The sequence below is a fragment of the Kitasatospora sp. NPDC001309 genome (genome assembly GCF_042896295.1).
Lineage (GTDB): Bacteria > Actinomycetota > Actinomycetes > Streptomycetales > Streptomycetaceae > Kitasatospora.
Map to the genome: position 1 here is coordinate 69,672 of NZ_JBIAXC010000013.1, position 24,635 is coordinate 94,306.

Here is a 24,635-nt window from a genome sequence, read left to right on the forward strand (position 1 = left end):
GTTCCGAACTGATGCCGGTCGGTTGACGGCATGGGTGGGTCGGCGTGGGTGATCATCCGCGCCGACCCGCCGCCCGGCGTCGCACACACATCCCCAATCAAGGAGAGTCCGCAGTGAAGACCGCTATCGCCACCCGCGTCCCCGCCGGCTCCTTCTTCGACCTCGACCGGAAGGATCCGGTGCTGACCCGGCTCCGCGAGGAGGGGGCCGAATTGGCCCTTCCGTTCGCCCTGATGGAGCGCCTGGTGAGGTCGGGCACCCCTTACGCGGAACACGCCCGCTCGCTGCGCAGCGAACCCGTGACCGTGGCCGGAGTGACCTTCGACTGGTTCGACGCCGAGCTGCCCGAAGAGATCGCCGACGAGATCAACCTGGCGGACTACGGGATCGTCCAACACACCGACGAGCGTCGCGCGGTGCTGACCCAGGCCCTGGACCACCTGTCTCTGATCCACCCCGAAGGCTTCGCCCGCGTGCGCGAGTTCGTCCGAGGGCTGCTGTGGGTGGGCCTCAAGCCCGGCGTCCGCACCTCCTCGCTGACTAGCTCCAGCGACCCGGCGCTCCCGTACATCATCACGTTCTCCGACAAAGCATGCCGCCACATTCCGCCGAACACGGTCAGCGGGCAGCCGTCCCCCCACTTCTTGGCGGAGAACCTGCTGCACGAAGGCGTGCACCAGTCGATCAGCTTCCACGTCCTCCAGCGCCGGGTGTTCGCCGACGGGTACTCGTCCAAGACCTCTCCCAAGATCGAGATCAAGTGGCGGGCCGGGCAGGGAGAGGGCCGCAACCAGTACTGGGAGATCGACAGGGCCTTCCACGCGACCTGCGTGTACAACCAGCTGCTGCGGTTCCGCCGGACCGAACTGCGCCGCGACGACCTGACGCCCACCGAGCGGGCGAGCTTTCAGAGCGCCTACGACGAGGGCCTGCCGGCCGTCCGCTACCTCATGCGCGAACTCGAACTCCTGCGGGAGCACTTCTCCTCGCACGGGGTGGAGCTGCTGGCCGACCTGCGCCACCAGACCGATCAGTTGTAGTACCACACCGAGCAGAACCGAACGAGGGAAGTCTTGTGCTCCAGCACCTCATCGACCAGGACGACAACCTGCGGATGGTCCCCACCGACCGGAACGAGCTGACCACCGCCGTCGATCAACTCCATGCGGAGCTACGGGCCTTGCCCGAGGAGGACGACCCCGGGCGTGCGAGGGTCCTGACCAGGTGGATCGGCATCGGCCGGATGTGCCTGGGCCACCACGAGGAGGCCCGCGCGTTCCTCCGGCAGTCGATCGACCTGGCCGCAGCGATCGGCAACACCCGGGCCGTCGTCGCCACCGGGCTCAACCTCGGCGACGCGCACCGTTACGCCGGTGACGTGCAGACTGCGGACGCGCTCTACCTCAGCGCCCTGAACACCGCGCGAAGCCGGCACCCGGAGCTCGTTGACTTCGCCCTCCAGCACACCGGCAAGCACCTCATGGAGCGCGGCGACCTCATGGGCGCCCAGGCCCGTCTCCAAGAAGCGCTGCGGCTGCGGATCGCCAAGGAGGACGCCGGGCTGATCGAGTCCACGCAGGCCGCACTCGACCGGGTCGAGCTGTTGATCGGCCGGCCCGACGCATCGGCGGCAGGCGGTGCGGTGCCGCGCGAGTGGAGCGGTCAGTGGACCTCATGGCTCCAGTCCCGTACCACGGCCCGGACGCCGGCCCGGTGGGCAGAGGACTTCCCCGACCTCCGGGACGCTGTGCGTGGGCTCACCGCACAGCAGCGCGTGCACCCGTGCCACCTGCGGGATCAGTCGTTCCCCGCCGAGCTGATCGCCGCCATGGCGGAGGAGGCCGAGAAGGCTGTCGCGGCTGACGGATACCTCCACAACGGCAAGTGGAACGCGGCCGTCGGTGACGCCGCGACCCGCTTCGCCACACAGATCGATCTCGCCGCAGTCGTGGCACGGTCCACCGGTCTGGAGGTCGCGCAGCCGCACGCCGCCGTCTACATCGCCTACCTGGAGGAAGAGCAGTTCCTCGACTTCCACGTGGACGAGTCCGGCTTCGGTGAGGCCAACCTGATCCTCTGCCTCAAGCACGAGCGCCCCACCGGCCGGTCCAAGGTCAGCACTACCGTGTTCATCAAGGCCGACGGCTACCTCGAGTGCGATCTCGCCGCAGGTGACTGCGTCGTGTTCGACGGCGCGCTCACTCCTCACGGCCGAACGCCGCTCAGTGCCGGAGAGAGCGTCACCCTCATCAGCTTCGGGTTCCGCGCGCGCGATCAGGCTCCGCGCACGCTCCCTAACCTCCCGCCGGCCCCCAAGTAGGGAACGTACTCGGTCGATCCCAAGCCCCTTCCCGCCACCCGCCAGGGCGCTGAGGAACGGCCCCCGAGTAGAGTCCGTTACCACTTCACCCTCCCCGGCACCTGGTGACCAACTGGGCCGCCAACAGCGCGGCAAACCCGGCTACTTGCCGGCAGGCGTCGCGCAGCGCTTCCAGATCGTCGCGTGATGCGGTTGGGTGGCTACAGTCGTCGTCATGAGCGACTCCCAGGCCCCCGAGGTCGTGGCCCAGCCCCGTACCGCCGCCGGCGTGCTCTTCTTCGACGAGGATGACCGCGTCCTCCTCGTGAAGCCGACCTACAAGCCGGGCTGGGAGATCCCGGGCGGTTACCTGCACGCCGGTGAGACCCCGAGCGAGGGCGCGGCCCGCGAGGTCAAGGAAGAACTCGGCATCACCCCGCCGATCGGTCGCCTGCTCGTCGCCGACTGGGCACCCCACTCCACCGAGGGCGACAAGCTCCTCTTCGTCTTCGACGGTGGCGTCCTCTCCGCCGACGAGCTCGACAGCATCACCGTCGACCAGGTGGAGATCGGCGAGTACGCCTTCCACGCCACCGACCAGCTCGACGAAGTCCTCATCCCGCGCCTCGCCCGCCGTGTCCGGGCCGCGTGCCTGGCGAGGGCGCGGTCCGCGACCGTCTATCTGGAGCACGGCGTGCCCTGCCCGTAGACCCGTGACCTCCCGCCCCGCGGGGAAGCGGAGAGCCCCGCCCCCATCGTGGTGGGGAGCGGGGCTCTGTGTACCGCCGAACCGTTACGGCTTGGTGAGCGTCGGGTCGTCCGTCGGGGGCTTCGGCTGGGGGATGGGCTCGGTGGCGCGGTAGCGGGGGGAGGTGGGGTCGGAGAGGGCGGAGGGCGGGGAGGGCTCCGCCGCGGTGATCGAGACGCCGGTGGCGACGGCGGCGGCCTCCTCCTTGACCTTGATACCGGCCAGGTCGAAGGTCGTCTTGAGGCGCTGGCGCAGTGCCCGGGAGATCAGGGGGGCCTTGCCCGGGGCCGTGCGGGCCTCGATCCGGACCACCACCGAGTCGGCCGCCACCGACTCGACGCCGAGGATCGAGACCGGCGCCCAGACCAGTTCGTCGTACGGCGCCTCCTTGGACAGCGCCTCGGCGGTCTCCTGGATGAGGTCCTCGACCCGCTGGAGGTCCTCCTTGTACCCGACCTGCACGTCCACCGAGGCGGTCGCCCAGCCCTGGCTCATGTTGGCGATCCGCTTCACCTCGCCGTTGCGGATGTACCAGATCTCGCCGTTGGCCCCGCGCAGCTTGGTGACCCGCAGGCCGACCTCCAGCACGGTGCCGGTGGCCACCCCGGTGTCGATCTCGTCGCCGACGCCGTACTGGTCCTCCATGATCATGAAGACCCCGGAGAGGAAGTCCGTGACGAGGTTGCGGGCGCCGAAACCGATCGCCACACCGGCCACACCGGCGCTCGCCAGCAGCGGCGCCAGGTTCATCCCGAGCGCGGAGAGCACCATCAGCGCGGCCGTGCCCAGGATGGTGAAGGAGGCCAGGCTGCGCAGCACCGAGCCGATCGCCTCCGAGCGCTGCTGCCGCCGCTCCGGGTTGACCACCCCGTGGTTGGCCAGCAGCCCGCCGAACCGGCTCTCCTCCCGGTGCTGGTCGTGGCTGCGCGTCATCCGCGCTATCAGCTGGGTGACCAGTTTGTTCACCACGGCCCGCAGCACCAGGGCCAGCACGATGATGAGGACGATCCGGAGGCCGCCGGCCAGCCAGCTCTGCCAGTGGGTGTCGAACCAGCTGGCCGCCTGCTTGGTGGTGTCGGTGACCTCCTGCGCGCTGGTGGGGATGCGCAGGTCCGGCAGTTGCGGTGTGGTGGCGGAGGGGGCCGGCGTCGGGGTGGAGAGCGTCGAGGACGCGTCGGTCGGACCGGTGGCGCCGGAGCGGAACACGTGCGGGACCTACCTTCCTTGCTGGGGGCGTGACCCGGTCCCGCGCCGCACGAGCGGCCCGCGGACCGTGCGGGCCAGCCTATCCGGCACCGAACACCAGCCCGGACACACCGGTGGGCGTGCGGCCCGTCCCGGACGCCCCGTCAACGCCCCGGTGCGCTCCCCGGCCCGCGCGGCCCGCACCGCCCCGGCACCGTCCCCCCACCACCCCCGCACCACCGGTCCCACCACCCCCGAACGGCCGCGCCCCCGCCCGCCGTACGGCCCCGGGGCTGCTCCGACCGGCCGAGCCGCACCTCCCCGGCGGTCCGCCGCGCCGGGCCCGGCGGCGCGGGGGTGCAAGTGGACCTTCCCCAGGGCATACCGGGTACTACGGGGTATGACGGAGACCACACCCGGAGTTCACGTCAGGTCCGTTACATAGGAGTGGTGGCGCCGTACGAAGGCGTAAGGCGACACTGGGGGAGATCACGCACTCGTTGCGCGATCCAACCGCTCGTCCCGGCGCGAGCCACGCGCCGCAGGCGTCCAAGGAGGCATCCGTGCCGCATGTCCTGGTCCTCAACGCGTCCTACGAGCCACTCGGCGTCGTATCGATGCGCCGCGCACTCATCCTGGTCCTCAACCACAAGGCGGTCAGCCTGGAGGACTCGGGAGTCACTCTGCACAGCGCCACCAGCGCCCTTCCGGCGCCGTCCGTCGTCCGCCTGACCCGCTTCGTGCGGGTCCCGTTCTGCGGGCCCGTCCCGCTCACCCGCCGGGCGCTGTTCGCCCGGGACCACGGCCGCTGCGTCTACTGCGGGGCCGCCGCAACCAGCGTCGACCACGTCATCCCGCGCAGTCGGGGCGGCCAGCACCGGTGGGACAACGTGGTGGCGGCCTGCCGCCGCTGCAACCACACCAAGGCCGACCGCCACCTGACCGAGCTCGGCTGGCGGATGAAACGCCCGCCCGCACCGCCCAGCGGCCTCGCCTGGCGGATCATCGGCACCGGGATCAAGGACCCGCGCTGGCGGCCCTACCTGGAGCCGTACGGCGGCGGCGACCAACTGCGCGCCCCGCAGTGGGGCGAGTACGAGCACCACGACCATACGGAGCCGAACCACTCCGTCCCGATCGGCCGGGCGCACGTCGCCCACCCCGCCCCCGTCCGCCGCGGCGAGCAGCCCGAACCGCTCTCCGCCTGACCCCAGCACCACAAGGGCCCGCCCGTCACACCGTCGGTACGCGCCTCATGGGCCGCCGCGCCCCCCGCGAAGGGGAGCCCGGCGGCCCGCCGCGTTCACTGCTTGGGCGGCACCGCCGGCGTGCCGGGCTGCGTCCCCGGCTGGCCCGCCGGGGCCACCGGCGGGGTCGGCGGCTGCGGCGGAGCGGCCGGCGCCGTGACGGCGTAGAGCTCGATCCCGTACAGCGAGTAGCCGAACTTGGTGGCCCGCGCCACGCCCTGCATCCGTACGTACCGGACGTTCGAGGCGTCGAAGCGCACCGTCTCGTCCCCGCCCTTGCCGTTGTCGACCGTCGCGGCGTCCGTCCAGCTGCTGCCGTCCGAGGAGACCTGGATCTTGTACGAGGAGGCGTACGCGGACTGCCAGTGCAGCGTCGCCGCGCCCAGGTGGACGGCCTGCGGCAGCGCCAGCTGCACCCAGGCGTCGTCCTTGGCCGGCGAGGACCAGCGGGTCTTCGGGTCGCCGTCGGCGACCGCCGCGGCCGGGAAGTTCGGGGTCTCGTCGCCCGAGGAGGAGGCCTGGGAGCCGGGCGCCAGGTCCGGCCCGCCGGTCGGCGGCACCACGTGGACCTGCAGCACCTGCTTCACGGTGGTGCCGCCCGCCACGTAGGACACCGGCACCTGGTACGTCCCGGAGGGCGTGCCCGGTACGGCGGTGACCAGCAGCGGCACGCCCACCCGGCCGCCGCGCGGCACGGTGACCGGCCCGGCCGGGGTGACGGTGAGCCCCTTGGCGGCGGCCGGCACCTCGACCCGCAGTTCGCCGGTGGTGCCCTCGGGGCGGCCGGCCTCCACGGTGGCCTGGGTCCTCGCGGGCGAGGCCGCGCCGGTGACCACGTCCAGGGCCGGGTCGGCGAGGCTCAGCCGGGCCGCCGGGATGTCCGCGTACCAGGGGATGACCTGGTTGACCACCGGCGGGTCGCCGCCGGGCTTCCAGGTGATCCGGAACGCGTCGGCGACCTGCCCGCCGGCCGGCAGCTCGTTGTAGCCGGGCTGGATGACGCCGATGTCCGTCCAGCCGCCGTCGGCCCGGCGCACCGCGACGGTGGCGCTGGCGTGCACGGTGGGGTCGGTGAGCACGGTCAGCCGGTCCAGCGGGCGGGCCGCGCCGAGCTCGACGGTGAGCGGCTCGTCCTGCGCGGTGGGCGCCTTGGCGGCGCGGTACGCGGTGTCCGGGTTGCCGTCCAGGACGGCGGCGGCCGAGGAGCCGGGCAGCGCGGCGGGGCCGCCGGTGACGCTGGCCGGGGACTCGTCGGGGGCGGTGACGGTGAACTCGCGCACCGCGACGGCGGTCTTCTGGGCGGCGGTGGCCCGCAGCCGTACGGCCCGCACCACGGTGCCGGGCGGCAGCTGGGCGCTGACCGTCTTCTGGTTCTTCACCACGGCGAGCTGCTGCCAGCCGCCCGCGCCGGTGCTGTACTCCAGCACGCCGTCGCGGATGTAGTCGTCCACGGCGGTGCGGGCGTCGGAGCCGTTGCCCCAGCCGCCCATCAGCACGGTGACGCCGCTGATCGGCCGCCCGGCGCCGAGGTCGACGCCGACGGAGTCGCCGGGCTGCGGGGGAGCGGAGCTCCAGTAGAAGGTGTCGGCCTGGCCGTCGGTCATCAGCGCGGGCAGGTGGTCCTGTGCGGTGCCCATGCTGGTGGTGGGGGTGACCCCGCCGCTGACCACGCCCGACCAGTTGTCGGCGGCGCGCACGGCCCGGTCCAGGAAGGGCGCGAGCACCCCCGCGCCGATGGTCGCCGGGGCCTGGGCGAGCTGGGCGCGCAGCCGGTTGAGCTGCACCCGGGCCTTCCAGGCCGCCGCGCCGTCGCCGCCGTGCTGGGCCAGCAGCATGTCGAGGGCGGCCTGCCCGGCCAGCCCGTAGTCGCGCAGCGGGCCGAGCCAGGGGCCGGCCTCGGCGGCCAGCTGGGCGGTGGCGTCGGTGCCGGCCAGGGTCTGCCGGGCGCCGGCCATGGCGGTGAAGGCGTCCCGCAGCGGGCCCGCGGCCGCTATCAGCTTGGCGAGGTCCGGGGTGGCGCCGGAGGTGGGTTCGGCGTTGGCCCAGAACTGGTCGAGCAGCGGCTGGAGGTAGCCGGACTCCTGCTTGGCCAGCGGGGAGGAGGTGCTGTTGCCGGCCAGCGCCTGGACGGCGGCCAGGGCCGAGCCGGCGGGGGTGGCGTTGGCGCCGGTCGGCCCGGCCAGCGAGCGCACGGCCGCCTGCCAGGAGTCCTCGGGCTTGTAGCCGGTCGGGTTCCAGGCGAAGTCGCCGGCCGTGGCGAGGGCTATCCGGGAGGCCACCGGCTGCTGCATGGCGCCGGTCAGCAGCACCGCGGAGCGGGTCGCCACCTCGGGTTCGCGGCCGGTGTAGGCGCCGAGGAAGAGCCGGTCCGGGCTGGCGTCGTTGACCGGGTAGTTGTCCATGGTGACCAGCGGGTGCCCGTACAGGCTGCCGGTGTCGGAGGCCTGGGCGCCGGTGATCTTCTCCGGGATCGCCCCGCCGCCGCTCCAGGCGACCTGCACGCCGCCGGGCAGCGCGTCGGCCAGGGCCTTGCGGTAGGGCGTGGAGCCCTGCTTGTGGTACTCGGTGGGGACGATCGACAGCGGCGCCAGCCCCGGGTTCCTGGCGACCAGCCGGTCCTGGACCTTCTTGACCAGCGCGGCCTGCGCCTTGGCGGCGGCGGCCGGGCCGCGGCCGTACTCGTCCTGGTCGTCGTCGCAGTGCCACTCGTCGTAGCTGACGTCCAGGAACTGCAGCTGGAACGCGGTGAAGCCGAGCTTGCGCAGCCCGTCCAGCTTGGCGACCAGGGCGTCGACGTCCTTGCCGGAACTGAAGCAGAGGGACTGCCCGGGGTCGATCGCGTAGCCGAGGGTGACGTGGTTCTGCCGGGCCCGGTCGCCGAGTTCGCGCAGCTCGGACTGCTGGTCGGCGGGGTAGGCGTCGCGCCAGCGGCTGAGCCGGAACGGGTCGTCGCCCGGGGCGTAGAGGTAGAAGTTCTGCTTGGAGCGGCCCAGGAAGTCCACCTGGTCGAGCCGCTGCTGGGCGGTCCACGGGGTGCCGTAGAAGGCCTCCGCGGTGCCGCGCACCGGCGCGCCGCTGGGCCAGTCCCGCAGGGTGATGCCGGGCAGGCCGAGCCCGGCCGCGCCCGGCCCCTGGCCCTGACCCGCGGGTACGGCGGCGAGCAGCTGGCGCAGGCTCTGCGCGGCGTAGAAGGTGCCGGTCGGGTCGGCGCCCGCGAGCACCACCGCGCCGTACGTGCCGCCGCCCTGGGCGGGCAGCTGGCCGGCGGACAGCACGTAGCCGCCGGGCGGCATGCCCGCGGTGGACGGCGCGCCGCCGTCCTTGCCGCCGGCCGCGGCCGCGAGCTGGCGCAGCGTCCGGTCGGCCTCGCCCTCGGCGCCCTCGGCGGGCCCACCGATGTACACCACCAGCGAGCCGGCGGCGGGGGTGCCGCCGTCGGCCTGGGGGGTCAGCACGGTGGCCCCGGCGACGGTCAGCACCTCGCGGACGGCGTCCACCGCGCCCCGGTCCACCTTGGGCGCGGTCACCAGCGTCACGGCGGTCGGCACGGTGACGGCCCGTCCGGCCGCGATCTGCTCCTGCGGGTGCGGGAACACCTGGGGGTTCGTCACGCTGCCCAGCGGCGTCTGGGGCGCGGTGCTCACCACGTCCGGCCCGGGGCCCGCCGCGTACGCCACCGAGGGCATCGGCCCGGCCAGCAGCCCGCCGACCACCGCCGCAGTCACCACCCCGGCCGCGATCTGCAGGGTCCGCCGCCCCGGCCGCCCGGCCGCGCGCTCCGCCCGCACCGACGCCAGCAGCGGCTCCGTCCCCTTGAGGTCGGCGATCAGCCGGTCGGCGGTCCGCGGCACCAGCTGACGGCACGTCCGCGCCGTCGCCCGCCGGGCCGCCAGCGCCGTCGGATGGTCCAGCACCTCGCGCAGCACCGGACTCTGCTCCAACTGCTGACGCAGCCGCCGCCCGGCCACCACGGACACACGGGCTTGCACAGGGGCCTCCTCGCCAGGCCTGGACCACAATGCGAGCAACCCCACCAGCTACCCGAACCGGTGTCAACGTCACCGACTGGTATGACGGCTTTGTCATGGTTCATCCACCTGTCGGCCCTGCCCCTGACAACACTTCGGGCCCGCCCCGCCAGGTGGCGGAACGGGCCCGAAGCGCGTGCTCAGGGGTACTGCGGTGTCAGGGCGATGCGTCAGGAACGCGGGGGCGCGGGCAGCGCAGCCGTCCGCAGGTTCGGCACGAACCACTGGTGGTTGGGACCGAGCTGGTCCATCTGGCAGTCCCAGAGCTGGAGCCTCGTGCCGTTGTCCGTGTGCCCGCCCGGCAGGTCGAGGCAGCGGCCGGAGGCCGGGTGGTACAGCACCTCGTTCGCGAGCGGGATCCACTTCTGCGCGGCCGTGCCGTCACAGGTGCGGTACTCCATCTGCGCGCCGTTGCCCGTGCCGGCGTTCGCCGGGGCCATGCACCCGTTCAGGACCCGGACGGTGCCGTCGCCGCCCAGCGAGAACTGCTGGGCGCTGCTCCCGTTGCAGTCGTACAGCTGGATCGCCGTCCCGTTGGCGGCCGCACCACCGTTGAGGTCCACGCACTTGTTGCCGTCGACGCGCGAGCGGACGACGCTCGCGGCGCCCGGCGCGCTGGGCGCCACCGCGAACGGGTAGACCGCGGTGGAGCTGATGCTCCCGTCGAAGCTGTCGGTCGGCTTGGACTGGTACTTGTACCGGCCCAGCACGAACGGTCCCGAGGGCGGCGTGCTGGTGCTCGCCCGGTGGTAGCCGGTCGTGGCGAGCACGCCGTCCACGTACAGCGACATCGCGCCGGTGTCCGCGTTGTAGGAGGCGGTGAGCCGGGTCCACACGCCGGGCCGGAAGTAGGCGGAGGCGTTCCTGGTGTCCGTGAAGTCGTACGACCAGGTGTCGTCGTCGCTGACGGAGAGAGCGAACGCCCAGAAGCCGTACTTGGCGTCGGCGTACAGGATGAAGTTGCTGCTGTGCGCGGCGTCCTGGCTGGCGACGATACCGCCCTTCGGGCCGGTCTTGGCCCAGGTGGAGACCGTGAAGCTCTTGCGGGCGTCCACCACCGGGCGCGACATCGTGACGGTGGAGCCGGCCCCGGGGCTGAAGGCGCCCACGGTGGCGGCACGGCCGTCCACGGTGTCCTGGACCCAACTCACGCCCGCGGCCGTGCCGTCGGCCTTCTTCTGGCCGTCCTTGACGGTGTTGCCGCCGTCGGGCGCGGCCAGCCAGTTGCCGATCGGGCGGTTGAGGTTGCCGAGCACGACCGGCGTGGCCTCCAGGCCGGTCACCGTCGGACCGCTGTTGACGTCCGGCGCCTTGGTGCCGACGCCCGCCCAGGCCACCAACTGGTTGTTGGTGTCGACGGCCCAGAGGTCCGGGACGCCGTCACCCGTCACGTCGCCGTTGGAGCCGACCTTCGGGTAGAGCTTGGCGTCGACGCCGTTGGCCAGCCAGCCCTTGGTGGGATCGGCGAAGGCCGAGGCGTCGAAGGCGCCCTGGGCGCTGCCCTTGGCCAACTGGTAGGCGTGGATGGTGCCGTCGAACTTCGAACGGCCCCAGACGGTGGGGATGTTGGTGCCCTTGGTCGGGCCGGGGGTGATCAGGTCGTAGGAGTCCCAGGCCTGGCTCTGGGAGAGCAGGATGGCGGGGCCGTCGAGCTGCTTGACGTTGTACGACAGGTTGAGCCACAGCCGGCTCTTCTCGACGAACAACAGGGAGGAACGGGGCAGGCCGACCGTGGAGGTGCCCGGCCTGTCGGGCGTGTCGCCGTAGGGGGAACCGAACGCGGCGATCTGGGTCACCGCGGACCAGTCGCCGCCGTTGCCGTTGGCCGCGCAGTCGATCGGCGTGCCGTCCGGCAGGGCGCAGGTCCGGCTCTTGGCCAGGGTGGTCGCCGCCTGACCGTCGAGGTGTCCGGCGATGTCGTCATTCGGGTAGAGGGAGAGGAACGGGCTGCCGGGAGCGTGGGCGACCAGGTCGTCCACGTTCCGATCGCTGAACGAACCCCGGTGGGTGATCTGGGCCGTGCTCCAGTCCTGGTTGTCGGCCGCTCCCGGCGCCGAGGCCGGCTTGGTGTTCGGGGCCGCGTACGGGTCGGCGTTCGCGCCGACCAGGCGGAGCGAGCCGGTGCCGTCCGGCAGCAGGACGTCGGCCTTGCGGTCGCCGTCGACGTCGCCCATGACCGGGTCGCCGGCGGCCGGGTTGCTCGGCACGAAGTAGGTGTAGGCGACCGGCTGCGACATGTTGCCGGCGTTGTCCTGGGTCTGCAGGTACAGGAAGTTGGTCCCCCAGTGCCAGGGGGTGTACTTCAACTGGAAGCTGCCGTTGCCGTCCATCTTGACGATGTTGCCGCCGTCGTTGCAGCCCCACCCGGTGGCCGCGGCCTGGATCGGGTCGGTGGTCCAGCGGGCGCAGGCCAGACCGGAGGAGCGGCCGCCGCCGGCCGGGGCCGGGTCGGTGCCGGTGAGGGTGAAGGCGCCCTCCTGGCCGACGAGCTTGGGGTGCCCGCCCAGGGTGCCGGACTCGGGGAAGTCGGTGGAGGTGATGCGGGCGGTCGGCGGGGTGCGGTCGATGCGCAGGAAGCACATCGCGGTGTTGCCGCTGTCGAGCGTGCCGTCGCCGGTGTGGGCGAACCAGCCGTACTGGTGACCGTCGATCAGCGAGCCGACGCTCACGTTCCGGCGGCCCGAACTGGCGGCCCAGCCGGTCTCGTAGATCTTCGACGAGCCGTTGTCGTCGTCGTCCCAGATCTTGAAGGTGGTCCAGAGCTGCTCACCGGTCGGCGACCAGGTGTCGGCGGCCAGGTTGATGTCGGTGTTGATCCCGACCCACCCGGGGTTCTCCCAGGGGTTCGTGGTGCCGGGGGTCTGGCACTGGTTGTACGCCGCGTCGCGGGCGAAGCCCGGCGTGGGGCTGGTGCCCGGGCTGCCGACGTGCGGGGCGAAGTCGTAGGTGACGACGATGTGCGGGTTGTTGGCGAACCGCTCCCGGAAGAACTTGTTGCCCTCGTCGTCGGGAGCGAACAGGAAGGTCCAGCCGCCCCAGTGCTCGCGCGCGGCCTGGGCCATCTGGCCGGTGACGTCGTACTCGACGCCGCCCTCGCCCTTGATCCAGTTCGTCAGGACCTTGGAGCAGTTCCCGAGTTCGGGGCAGGGCTGGGCGTTCCAGGTCGTCCACTGGTTGATCGGGTTGCTGGTGCCCGCGCCGGTCGAGTACAGGCCCATCGGCGACGGGGTCGAGGGGCTGGACGAGGCCGCCACGGTGGCGTAGAGCTTGGCGCTCTGCACGGCCGAGTCCCAGAAGACCGAGTTCAGGCCGACCTGGAAGTAGGCCCGCTCCCTGCCCTCCTTCGTGCAGCGGTTGTTGGTGTCGATGTAGCCGCAGTACCCCGCGGCGGGCTTGTCCTGGCCGTACTGGGTGCCGTTGTACTCGCGGTTGTCCGGGTAGGCCCACTGCACCTGGGCCCAGGCCTGGGCGCCGTTGTCGACGCTGGGGTTCCAGCCCGGGTCGATGAACCACGGGCCGGTGCCCTGCCCGAGGACCGAAGCGTCGGGTACCAGGTCGATGCCGCCACCGCTGACGGTGGTGGCGATCGGCGCGGTCTTCGCGGCGGGCCCCGGTGCCTTGCTGCTGGAGCCGGGAACGGCCGGGGCGTCCTCCGCCGAGGGCGCGGCCGCGAGCTTGCTCCGGGTCTTCGACTGGGCCGCGGCGGGCGCGCCGGTGGCCGTGCCGGAGTCCCACAGGACCGGGACGGGAGCGGTGAAACGGGCCTTGCCGGCTGCGTCCTCGGCCGTCAGGTTGCCGTTGGCGTCCGCCTTGACGGTCAGGCCGTCGGTGACGGTGTCGAGGTGCAGCTTCGTGATCCTCGGGTCCGTCGCCGCCTTGGCGCTGCGCACGATCAGGACCTGCCGCCAGCCGCCGGCGGTGGTGGCGCTCACCTCCAGGTCGACGTCCGGCAGGACGGAGCGGTAGAGCGCGCTGTCGCCGCCGATTTCGGGCTTCGGCAGGTCGAACGGTGCCTTGACCGACAGCTTCCTGCCGTCCGCCGTCGTCATGGTGGCGAGGGGACCGCTGCCGCCGCCGGAGAAGGTGAGCGCGGAGGGGACGGCAGCCGGGGCGAGCGTCCCGTCCGGGTTGGTGCGGAGCGTCGCGTCCACCGGTCGCCAGCTGCCGTCGGCGTTCTTGACCCGCTCCACCACCGGGGTGGAGTCGGTGGCCAGGGTGCCGTCCGGGTTGGCGGTGGTCCGGCTGCTGCCCGTGGTCAACGCGTCGACGACGGTGGGCTTTCCGGTGCTCTTCGCCGTCGCCTGGGCCGCGCGGACCGCGGCGACCTGCGCCGCCCGGGGGTCGGAGCCGTTCTTGGCGGGCGGGGTCGGTGTTGTCGGCCAGGAGGGGTCGGCGGGGCCGTGGTTGCGGTCGGCCGGGGCGGCGGCCGCGACGGTCGGTACGGCCAGCAGACCCGCGCCGAGGGAGAGTGCGGCGGTGCAGGCGAGCGGGAGCAGGGCGGCGCCGAATGTCCGCTTTCTCACTGTTCGTCGACGAATTGCAGAAGAGGGAGGTTGTGGCCTCGACATGAAGTCCCCGTCGTGGAAGAAGGTGTGAGCAGAGGTCAGCCGCACGCTGCCTTCACAGTTGCTCCGCCGTCAAAGCTTTTTGTCGACAGGTCGTCCGAGTTGTCGGACTGTTGCCACATTGCTCTCCGTGTGACCCTCATCACGCGATGAGATTTTAAGCTTTCCCTACCTTGGGTCGGTCGTATGCACCTAAGGTGCCGGGGGCCTGGGCCGTTGGGGACGGTCCGCCTAAAGGCTTGGCAATCTGTGGGGGAGTCAGGTGTCGCGTCGTTTCCGTCTGTTTACCCGAACACGCAGTTCACAGCTGGCCACGGCCGCCGCTCTGGCCGTGTGCATGTCGGTGGTCACGCTTCCGTCGGTCCAGGCGGTCGCCAAGGCCGCCAGTCCGCCCGAGGTCTGGGTACCGCCGAACACACCGGTGCCCGACGTCCGCCCGGTGAAGGGCGCGAACGGCAAGCCCGCGGGGCACACGCCCGACCCGGGCAAGAAGTGGTCGCCACCGGCGGACTCCAGTCCACCCTCGGGGAGAGCGACCGCCGTGCTCGGCGGCGCCGCGGTCGCCGGCAAGGCCGCCATGGCGCCGGCCGCCGCCGACGCCTCGCCGACCGCCCTGCCCTCCCAGCCGGTCCGGGCGGGCTCGCTGCCGGTCTGGATCGCACCCGTCGCGGGTGCCGGGACCGCCGCCAGGACCGCCAAGACCGCTGGGTCCGCGGCTCCGGCGAACGACGCCCCGGCCGCCGCACCCACCGTCCAGGTCGACCTGGCGGACCAGGGCCGGACCAAGGCCGCAGGCGTCAACGGCGCCCTGCTCGCCGTCACCGACACCGGCGAGGGCGGCCGGGCCGACCGGGTGCAGATCGGGATCGACGTCGAGTCCTGGGCGAAGAACGCGGGCGCCAACTGGGGCTCCCGCGCCCGGATCGTCCAGCTGCCCGGGTGCGCGCTGACCACCCCCGGTGCCGCCGGCTGCACCACCCGTACCCCGGTCCGGTCGCAGCGTGACGAGGCCACCGGCCGGTTGACGGTCGAGGTCGACGTTCCGCAGGCGACCGCCACCAAGTCCTCCGTCGCCAAGTCCTTCTCCGCCGGGGCGTTCGACAGCCCGGCGGCCGGTTCCTCCTCGGGCGTCGCGCTCGCCGTCGAGGCGGACGCCAAGGGCAGCGGCGGTGACTTCACCGCCTCGCCGATCACCCCGTCCGCCTCCTGGCAGGCCGGTGCGAACGCGGGCAACTTCACCTACGGCTACACCGTCGAGCTGCCCTCCGCGCTGGCGGGTGCGGCGCCCGCGGTCTCGCTGGGTTACGACTCCTCCGCCGTGGACGGCAGGACCGCCTCCACCAACGCCCAGCCGTCCTGGATCGGTGACGGCTGGGAGTGGCACCCGGGGTCCATCGTCCGCGGCTACAAGAGCTGCAAGGACGCCGGGGTCGAAGGCTCCGGCGACCAGTGCTGGGGCGGTGACCTGCTCCAGCTCTCGCTCGCGGGCCACGCGGGCCAGCTGGTCAAGGACGACAAGTCCTGCGAGTGGCACCTCCAGGGCGAGGACGGCACCAAGGTCGAGCGGCTGACCGGCCAGAGCAACGGCGCCTGGAACGGCGAGGCCTGGCGGATCACCACCGGCGACGGCACCCAGTACTACTTCGGCGCCAACCACCTTCCCGGCGGCGACGGCAGCGACCAGGCCAGCAACTCGGTCTCCACCGTGCCGATCTACTGGCCCGGCGGCCAGGACCCGTGCCTCAAGGACGGCTCCCCGGCCACCAAGACCTGGAACCAGATGGGCTGGCAGTGGTCGCTGGACTACGTCGTCGACCCGCACCAGAACCTGATCACCTACCGGTACGACCAGGAGCAGAACTACTACGTCCAGGGCGGCGGCCAGAACAACGGCAACGGCCCCCGGACCCAGTACCAGCGCGCCAGCTACCCGACCTGGGTAGGCTACGGCCAGCGCCTGCCCGACCAGATCGCGGCCAAGGGCAAGGCCAACCCGGCCGCCCAGGTGTGGTTCCGCACCGCGGAGCGCTGCCTGCCGGACAGCGCCTTCTCCTGTGACCCGTCCCAGCGGAACAAGGCCAACGCCAAGCACTGGCCGGACACCCCGATCGACCAGAACTGCGACGCGACCGGTGACTGCACCGTCTCCTCGCCCACCTTCTGGACCACCAAGCGGCTCACCAAGATCGACACCGAGGTGTGGACCGGCAGCTCCTACCGCCCGGTCGACTCCTTCGCCCTCAACCAGTCCTTCCAGGACCCGGGCGACGGCACCTCGCCGTCGCTGTGGCTCGACTCCGTCCAGCACACCGGCAGCAACAACCGCACGCCCATCACCCTGCCCGCGGTGTCCTTCCAGCCGCTGCAGATCGCCAACCGGGTCAAGGGCAAGATCGTCCGCCCGGACGGCACCTCGGCCTCGATCGAGCCGTACAACCGCCCGCGCATCCAGAAGATCACCACCGAGACCGGCGGCCTGATCAACGTCGTCTACCGCCCCGCCGAGTGCTCCCGCGAAGCCGGCGGCACGATGCCGACGTCCGAGGACAGCAACACGCTGGCCTGCATGCCGGTCAAGTGGTACCTGCCCGGCCAGAGCGACCCGGACCCGGTCAACGACTGGTTCAACAAGATCATCGTGCAGTCGGTGACCCAGGAGGACGCGGTCGCCGGCGGCAACCCGATCGTCGTCACAAACTACGTCTACGGCGGCGGCGCGGCCTGGCACCGCAACGACTCCGAGATGCCCAACCCCAAGGCCCGCACCTGGGACCAGTTCCGCGGCTACGCGACGGTCACCACCCTCGCCGGTAGCGGCAGCGACGTCGAGGCGCCGCGTACCAAGTCGGTGGCCACCTTCCTCCGCGGTATGGACGGCGACGTCCTCGCCAACGGATCCACCCGCCAGGTGACCGTCACGGACGTCAACGGCGGAACGATCAAGGACGAGAACGTCCTGGCCGGCTACATCCGAGACTCCGCCAACTACAACGGCGAGAACGGCGAACTCCTCTCCACCACGGTCTCCGACCCGTGGATCGGACCGATCACGGCCACCCGCAGCCAGTCCGGCGGGATGCCCGCGATCACCGCCCGGGCCGTCAACTCCCTCAAGGTGACCAACCGGGAGAAGCTGGCGAACGGTTGGCGTACCAGCGAGCGCTCCACCAGCTACGACTCGACTCCGTTCGCCCGTCCGCTGACGGTCTACGACAACGGGGACCTGGCCCACCCCGAGCAACTGCTCTGCACCTCCTTCGAGTACGCCACCCGTCCCGGCGGTACCGCCACGCAGCTGGCCTCGCACACCCTCGTCCTCAAGGGCGCCTGTGGGCAGGCGGCGAACAAGGACAACACGGTCTCCGACACCCGCGCGTACTTCGACGGCCTGCCGCTCGGCCAGGCCGGCGACAAGTCGGAGCAGACCTCGACCGAGGTCCTGGAGCGGTACGACGGCAACGGTCAGCCGGTGTACCGGGCGACCGGCCGGGCGAGCTTCGACGTCTACGGCCGCGTCATCAGCACCGTCGACCCGACCCGCACCGACGCCACCCATGCCACCGGCGCCGAGACGAAGACCGCCTACTCCCCGGCCACCGGCCAGCTGCCGACCCAGATCACCCACACCAACCCGGTGGGCTGGCAGACCTTCAGCACGCTGGACGTCGGGCGCGGCTCGCCGCTGAAGATCAAGGACGAGAACGGCCGGATCAGCGAGCAGGACTTCGACGCCCTCGGCCGAGCGGTCGCGGCCTGGAGCCCGGGCAACGACCGGACCAAGAACCCGGACCGCCCGAACCGCAAGTTCTCCTACGCGGTCAACGGCACCAACGCACCCTCGCAGGTGCTCAGCCAGGCGCTGATGGGCAGCCTGAAGCTCTACACCTCCAGCTACACCATCTACGACGGCCTCGGTCGCGTCCGGCAGACCCAGGCGACCCCGCCCTCGGGCGCCACCGGTCGCATGATCACCGACGCGCTGTTCGACTCGCAAGGCCGACAGACTAAGACCAGCGCCGCCTACTACAACGACCAGGCCCAGCCCGGCGGACAGCTCTTCCTGCCCAACGGCGGAGTGCAGCCGGACAGCAAGATCCCGGCCCAGACCGTCCAGAAGTTCGACGGCATGGGCCGGACCGTCGACTCGATCTTCCAGTCGTACGGCGTCGAGCAGTGGCGCACCCACACCGACTTCGTCGGCGCCGACGAAGTCCGGGTCACCCCGCCGGCCGGCGGCTTCGCCAGCGCGACCGTGTCGGACGCCCGCGGCAACACCGTGGCGCTGCGCCAGTACAAGTCCAACACCCCGACCGGCGCGTACGACGAGACCACCTACGGCTACTCGCCGGAGGGCAAGGAGCTCTGGCGCAAGGACGCGGCGGGCAACACCTGGTCGTACGAGTACGACCTGCTCGGCCGCCCGGTGAAGACCACCGACCCCGACGCGGGCACCGGAACCACCTCCTACGACGACAGCAACAGCCTGGTCACCGCCACGGACTCGCGGGGCAAGAGTGCGACCACCGTCACCGACCTGCTAGGCCGTACCACCGCGGCCTACGAGGGCGGAGCGGTCGACCCGGCCAAGCAGGTCGCCGGTTGGACGTACGACAACCTCGCCCTGGGCAAGCCGACCTCCACCACCCGCTACGTCGGCGGCGTGAACGGCGCCGCCTACAAGTCGGAGATCACCGGCTACGACATCGGCTACCGCGAACTCGGCGCCAAGACCACCATCCCGGCGGTCGAGGGCGGCCTGGGCGGGGTCTACCAGACCGACAACACCTACGACGAGGGCGGTCGCCTGTCGGCCACGGTCCTTCCGGCCGTGGCCGGGATGGGCCGGGAGAGGCTGAAGTTCGCCCCCGACGACGTCGGCAACTTCGGTGCCCTGTCCGGTGCCTTCGGCAATGCCCAGCCCAAGACCTATGTGGCCGACGTCCGTTACGACCCGTACGGACGGCCGTACCGCACCACGGTGGGTGGCGCAGGTGTCCAGGTGGTCGCCACCATGGTCATCGACGACGCCACGGGGCGGGTCACCCGCTCGACCGTCGACAAGCAGACCGCCACCACCGCCCACGTCGACTCGGTCGACTACACCTACAACCCGCTGGGCCAGGTCACTTCGGCCCGCAACGCGCAGGACGGCCAGGTCGCCGACCTGCAGTGCTTCACCCACGACTACCTCGGCCGCCTCACCCAGGCCTGGACCGACACCGGCACCCAGACCACCAAGCCGCAGCCGAGCGTGCCCGGCGTCGGCGCCTGCACCAACTCCGACGGTCCGTCCGTCGGAGCGGCGCCGAGCGTCGGCGGTCCGGCTCCGTACTGGCAGCAGTACGAGTACGACCTCATCGGCAACCGCACCAAGATGGTCCAGAAGGACGTCACCGGCAACACCGCCAAGGACGTCACCACCACCCAGACCTTCGGCACCGGCCCCAACACCCCGTCCACCGACCCGAAGACGGGCGGCGGCACGGGCGGTCCGCACGCGCTGATGAAGTCCACCCAGACCGGCTCGGCCGGCACCGCGGTGACCTCGTACGCCTACGACTCGGCTGGCAACACCACCGCGATCACCGACACCCCGGGCACCAGGACGCTGACCTGGAACGCCCAGGGCAAGCTCGACCAGATCACCGGCACCGGCGAGAACGGTGCCACCAGCTACCTGTACGACGTGTCGGGCAACCAGCTGATCCGCCGCGACGCCGGCAAGACCACGCTCAACGTGGGCGCGGACCAGATCACCCTGGACACCGCGACCGGGGCGATCACCGCGGTCCGCAGCTACTCGGCCCCCAACGGCCTCTCCATCACCCGCACGATGACCAGCGGCAACTCCACGCTCGCCTACCAGAGCGCGGACCCGCACGGCACCAACGGCGTCCAGTTCGACGCGGGGACCCTCGACCACGTCCGCCGCCCCACCGACCCGTTCGGCAACGACCGCGGCACCCAGCCCGCGGCCGGCGTCTGGGCCGGCGACAAGGGCTTCGTCGGCGGCACCAAGGAGAAAAGCACCGGCTTCACCCTCCTCGGCGCCCGCGAGTACGACCCCAGGACGGGCCGCTTCATCAGCCCCGACCCCATCACCGTCGCCGGCGACCCGCAGCAGTGGAACGCCTACGCGTACGCCAACAACAGCCCCATCAACAAGTCGGACGCCAACGGCCTGCGCGTCGACTGCAACCAGGAAACGGAGTGCACCGGCTGGTACGGGGACTCCCACGGCAACGTCACCGACATCGACCACGTCGCCCCGAAGCGGAAGCTCCCCGTGGCACCGCCCACTCCGGCGGAGCAGCACGCGAAGGACGCCCTCGACGACGCGAACAAGATCGTCAACGAGAACAAGCACAAGCGCGATGAACTCGTGCACAAGGTGGTCGACATCGTCGGCGACCTGATCGGCTTCAACGACGCCCGCGACTGCTTCACCAAGGGCGACGTGATGGCCTGCATCAACACCGCCCTCAACACCCTGCCCTGGGGCAAGATCTTCAAGGCCATCAAGGTCGGCATCCAGGCCCTGAAGATCTACAAGGAGATCAACAGGATCTACGACGCCATCAGGGGCGGCGAACGCGCCGCGAAGGAAGCCGAAGCCGCCTACGTCACCGCCAAGACCGCCGCCTCGGAGGCACGCGCGGCCGAAGCGGCAGCAGCCAAGGCAGCCGAAGAAAAAGCAGCAAAAGAATCAGCGGCCGACGCAGCAGGAACCTCGGAAAAGTCCGCAGCCAAGGAAGCCGACGACTCGGCGGGCGCCAGCTGCCCGATCCGTCGGAACAGCTTCCCGACCGGCACCCAGGTGCTGATGGGCGACGGCACGCTCAAGTCGATCGAGGACATCCACGAGGGCGACGTCGTCATGGCGACCGACCCTCAGACCGGTGAGACCCGCCCCGAAACCGTCACCGCCACCATCACCACCCCCGACGACAAGGACTTCACCGACCTCACCCTCACCGACGACGCCAGCCCCCGCGGCCCCCCGGCCGCAGACCAGTCGAAGATCACCTCCACCCACCACCACCCCTACTGGAGCGAGACCCGCCAGCAGTGGGTCGACGCCGGCGACCTCACTCCGGGCGAAAAGCTCCGCCAGCCCGACGGCACCACCCTCACCATCCAGTCCGTCCGCAACTACCCCTACGCCGTCACCACCCACAACCTCACCGTCAGCCTGCTCCACACGTACTATGTGCAGGCAGGGTCGACGCCGGTCCTGGTTCACAATAGCTGCGGTGAGATCGCCGACGACACAACTCTCTATCGATTTGGAAGCGGTCCGGAGACCACGGAAAATCTGGCGACTGACTCCGCTAAAGCTGTACAGAATGACTTCCCGCATGGAATCTCAACATCTACACGTCTCCCTCCCAAGATCAAGGCATCGGGGGAATATCGGACGACTACCGTAGGGGAGCTCCGAGAGGCCGGATTCAAGGTGGAGCAGACGGGTAAGAATAACGCGCACCATACCGTTCATCTGCCCGATCCAGTGACAGACGAAGTCACGCGGTCGCTGAACGTTCTGCTTAGGAGGCGAGAGTGAGTGATCGGGTGGCGATTGCTGGCGAAGTGGCGCTAGATTCCTCTGCGGATATTTTGGACAGGATTTCTGCGTTGCACTTCCTGGCCGATTTGGATCCGGAGAGCGGGCTAATGGTCGCCCTGGCAGCAACTGAGAATTCGGATCAGCTTCCAGGCATCCTCACTTGTCTCGGCAAGGAGGTGGCTCGAATTTCTTCGAGTCATCGCTGGCTTACGGAGTTTGAAATGCGGAATATGGCTGGCCCGGCGTTCGATGCCTATTGCGATTACCTTGAGTAGCTTGGCATCCGGCAGTTGAAGTGACGCAGAGCCCTGTTTAAGGCCTCAGGTGGTCCCGTCGGCGATTTTTTGCTGGCGGGGCCACCGTATTTTTCCCGGGGTCGCAGGCTTTCGTTCGCACTCTGTGCGCGCAAGTGTCGCGCCGGAGGTGGGGAGGTGCAACGTGCCGACCCTTCGTGTCGCGCAGCGTGATCGAGGTGTCACCCGGGTAGGACTTGGCTGTCCTACCCGGGTGACGCCGAGACATCGCAGGAGCCGCGAGTGGCCGCTTACCACGACAGTGACGGAGCCGAAGGACGGAAGGTCCCGGCGCAGGACGCGCCGCCGCCGCCCGCCGAACTGGTCGCGCTGGCACGGGCGTACGGGGTGGACACCCGGTACCCGGGGGCCGGGGGGCAGACGGTGGGGGCGCGGACGCTGGTGGCGGTGCTGGGGGCGCTGGGGGTGGCGGCCGGGTCGCCGGAGGAGGTGCGGGAGGCGCTGGAGCGCCACCGGGCCGAGCAGCGGGAGCGGTTGCTGCCGCCGTGCATCGTGGTCCGGCAGGGCCGCCGCACCGCGCTGGACGTACCGGCGGACGTCCGGCTGTACGTGGAGCTGGAGGGCGGCGGCAGTTGGGAGTTGCCGCGCGGCCACTCGCACTGGCTGCCCGCCGACCTCCCGCTCGGCCGGCACACCCTCACCGCGGCGAGCGGCGAGAGGCGGCAGCAGGCCCCGCTCGTCGTCGCCCCGCAGCAGCTGCCCCGACTCCCCGGCCGCAGCTGGGGGTTCCTCGCCCAGCTGTACTCCGTGCTGTCCGACCGCTCCTGGGGCATGGGCGACCTGGGGGACCTCGCCGAACTCGCCGGGTGGGCGGGTGCCGCCCTCGGCGCGGGCTTCGTGCAGATCAACCCGCTGCACCAGGCCCTGCCCGCGACCCCCGGCACCCCCTCCGACTCCTCCCCGTACCGCCCCTCCTCCCGCCGCTTCGCCGACCCCGTGCACCTGCGGGTCGAGGCCGTCCCCGAGTACGGCCACCTGACGCCGGCCCAGCGGACGGCCACCGACGACCTCGCCCGCCGCGCGGCCCGGCTGCGCGAGGAGGTCCTCACCCACGACGGCCTGGTCGACCGGGACGCCGTCTGGGCGCTCAAGCGCGAGGCGCTGGAACTCCTCCACGAAGTCCCGCGCGGTCCCGGCCGCCAGGCCGGTTACGAGGCGTACCAGCGCCGCGAGGGGGAGTGGCTGCGCCGCCACGCGCTCTGGAACGCGATCGCCGAGGTGCACGGCGCCGACTGGCACCACTGGCCGAAGGGCCTGCGTCACCCGAACGGCCCACAGATCGAGCAGGCGGCCAAGGAACTCCAGGACGCGGTCGAGTTCCACCGCTGGCTCGCCTGGCAGGTCGACCAGCAGCTCGCCGCCGCCCAGCGCGCCGCCCGGGACGCGGGCATGCCGGTCGGCCTGGTCCACGACCTCGCCGTCGGCGTCCACCCGGACGGCGCCGACGCCTGGGCGCTCCAGGACGTGCTGGCCGGCGGCATCTCGACCGGCGCCCCGCCGGACGCCTTCAACGCCCACGGCCAGGACTGGGGCCTGCCGCCCTGGCGCCCGGACGCCCTGGCGAAGGCCGGCTACGCCCCGTACGCGGAACTCCTGCGCGCAGCGGCGAGGCACGCCGGAGCGCTCCGCATCGACCACGTGATGGGCCTGTTCCGCCTCTGGTGGGTGCCCGAGGGCCATCCCCCCACCGAGGGCGCCTACGTCCGCTACGACGCCGAGGCGATGCTCGGCGTGCTGGCCCTGGAGGCCCACCGGGCCGGTACCGCCGTGATCGGCGAGGACCTGGGCACGGTCGAGCCGGGGGTACGGGAGGAGCTGGCGGACCGGGGCATCCTCGGCACCTCCGTCCTCTGGTTCGAACGGGACTGGCAGTCCGACGGCGGCATCCTGCCCCCCGACCGCTGGCGCCCCGGCTGCCTGGCCACCCTCACCACCCACGACCTGCCGAGCACCGCCGCCCGCCTCTCCGGCGAGCACGTCGAGCTGCGCCACCGCCTGGGCCTGCTGGCCCGCCCGCTCGCGGAGGAGCAGCAGGAGGCCGCCGACGAACTGGCGGCCTGGCGGGCCGAACTGACCGCCCTCGGCCTGCTCGCGCCCGACGAGCCGCTCGCCATGCCCGCCCTGTACCGCTTCCTGGACCGGACCCCGGCCGAGCTGGTGGGCGTCTGGCTGCCGGACCTGGTCGGCGATCCGCGCCCGCAGAACCTGCCGGGCACCTGGGACCAGTACCCGAACTGGCGCCTGCCGATCGCCGACGGCACGGGCGCCCCGGTCACCCTGGAACGCCTCGCCGCCGCCCCCACCGCCCGCCTGCTCGGCCGGCTCCTCACAGCCGGCGACACACCCCCCGCCCCCCGGACCCCGTAGGCCGGATCCCGCAAGCGGAACCCCCAGCACCACCCCGACGCGCGCCCTCCCGTAAGCGGCGGGTAAGTTGGAATCGTGGACAAGAGGAACGCTTTGCGAGCCGGCGCGGTCTCCGCAACGGTCACGCTGATGATGCTGCTGTCGTCGCCCGCCATGGCCCTCACCAGGGACGACGGCGACGACCCGGGTGCCGGCCTGAGCGTCGGCCAGACCATCGGCCTGTACGTGCTGATCCCGCTCGCCGCGTTCGTCGTCATCGCGGCCCTCGCGGGTCTTCCCTACGGCAAGAAGAAGAAGTAACCGCGAGAAACCTCC

11 protein-coding genes are annotated in these 24,635 nt (G+C 71.5%); 8 read left to right on the forward strand and 3 right to left on the reverse strand.

Going from position 1 to position 24,635, the window contains the following annotated elements; all coding sequences use genetic code 11:
• Positions 1 to 113: 113 nt before the first annotated feature.
• From ACFY2K_RS16010 to ACFY2K_RS16020, 3 genes are all read left to right on the forward strand, one after another.
• Entirely contained in the window at positions 114 to 1,040 is a 927-nt protein-coding gene (locus ACFY2K_RS16010; protein ID WP_380593992.1) for a hypothetical protein, read from the forward strand.
• A 35-nt stretch (positions 1,041 to 1,075) separates the two neighbouring features.
• Positions 1,076 to 2,320 (forward strand): hypothetical protein, encoded by a 1,245-nt coding sequence (locus ACFY2K_RS16015; protein WP_387711852.1) that lies wholly within the window; start codon positions 1,076 to 1,078, stop codon positions 2,318 to 2,320.
• A 214-nt stretch (positions 2,321 to 2,534) separates the two neighbouring features.
• Positions 2,535 to 3,008 carry an NUDIX domain-containing protein gene (locus tag ACFY2K_RS16020; protein WP_387711854.1) on the forward strand — a complete coding sequence of 158 codons (474 nt, stop codon included), beginning with the start codon at positions 2,535 to 2,537 and terminating at the stop codon, positions 3,006 to 3,008.
• A gap of 84 nt (positions 3,009 to 3,092) precedes the next feature.
• Here the strand turns inward: ACFY2K_RS16020 and ACFY2K_RS16025 are convergent, their stop codons facing one another.
• Positions 3,093 to 4,253 (reverse strand): mechanosensitive ion channel family protein, encoded by a 1,161-nt coding sequence (locus ACFY2K_RS16025; protein ID WP_380407868.1) that lies wholly within the window; start codon positions 4,251 to 4,253, stop codon positions 3,093 to 3,095.
• A gap of 542 nt (positions 4,254 to 4,795) precedes the next feature.
• On the opposite strand from ACFY2K_RS16025, the gene ACFY2K_RS16030 reads away from it, so the two are divergent.
• A complete protein-coding gene (locus ACFY2K_RS16030; protein WP_375888265.1) occupies positions 4,796 to 5,440 on the forward strand; it encodes an HNH endonuclease in 645 nt (214 codons plus the stop codon).
• 95 nt (positions 5,441 to 5,535) lie between these two features.
• On the opposite strand, the gene ACFY2K_RS16035 is transcribed toward ACFY2K_RS16030, so the two are convergent.
• Both ACFY2K_RS16035 and ACFY2K_RS16040 read right to left on the reverse strand, forming a co-directional pair.
• Complete coding sequence (locus ACFY2K_RS16035; RefSeq protein ID WP_387711856.1) at positions 5,536 to 9,468, reverse strand: beta-N-acetylglucosaminidase domain-containing protein; 3,933 nt, start codon at positions 9,466 to 9,468, stop codon at positions 5,536 to 5,538.
• Positions 9,469 to 9,677: 209 nt separating this feature from the next.
• Entirely contained in the window at positions 9,678 to 14,030 is a 4,353-nt protein-coding gene (locus tag ACFY2K_RS16040; protein ID WP_387711858.1) for a ricin-type beta-trefoil lectin domain protein, read from the reverse strand.
• Positions 14,031 to 14,409: 379 nt separating this feature from the next.
• On the opposite strand from ACFY2K_RS16040, the gene ACFY2K_RS16045 reads away from it, so the two are divergent.
• From ACFY2K_RS16045 to ACFY2K_RS16060, 4 genes are all read left to right on the forward strand, one after another.
• Positions 14,410 to 21,636 carry a polymorphic toxin-type HINT domain-containing protein gene (locus tag ACFY2K_RS16045; protein WP_387711860.1) on the forward strand — a complete coding sequence of 2,409 codons (7,227 nt, stop codon included), beginning with the start codon at positions 14,410 to 14,412 and terminating at the stop codon, positions 21,634 to 21,636.
• Positions 21,633 to 21,914, forward strand: coding sequence for a hypothetical protein (locus ACFY2K_RS16050; RefSeq protein ID WP_387711861.1), 282 nt, complete (start codon positions 21,633 to 21,635; stop codon positions 21,912 to 21,914). The genes ACFY2K_RS16045 and ACFY2K_RS16050 overlap by 4 nt, the downstream gene beginning before the upstream one ends.
• 261 nt (positions 21,915 to 22,175) lie before the next feature.
• A complete protein-coding gene (gene malQ, locus ACFY2K_RS16055; RefSeq protein WP_387711863.1) occupies positions 22,176 to 24,320 on the forward strand; it encodes a 4-alpha-glucanotransferase in 2,145 nt (714 codons plus the stop codon).
• 75 nt (positions 24,321 to 24,395) lie between these two features.
• Positions 24,396 to 24,620 (forward strand): hypothetical protein, encoded by a 225-nt coding sequence (locus ACFY2K_RS16060; protein ID WP_188303613.1) that lies wholly within the window; start codon positions 24,396 to 24,398, stop codon positions 24,618 to 24,620.
• The last annotated feature ends 15 nt before the right edge of the window (positions 24,621 to 24,635 follow it).

Excerpts from the sequence above, each read along its gene's own strand:
- ACFY2K_RS16020 (WP_387711854.1), top strand. The coding sequence starts at position 2,535 with ATGAGCGACTCCCAGGCCCCCGAGGTCGTGGCCCAGCCCCGTACCGCC.
- ACFY2K_RS16045 (WP_387711860.1), top strand. The coding sequence starts at position 14,410 with ATGTCGGTGGTCACGCTTCCGTCGGTCCAGGCGGTCGCCAAGGCCGCC.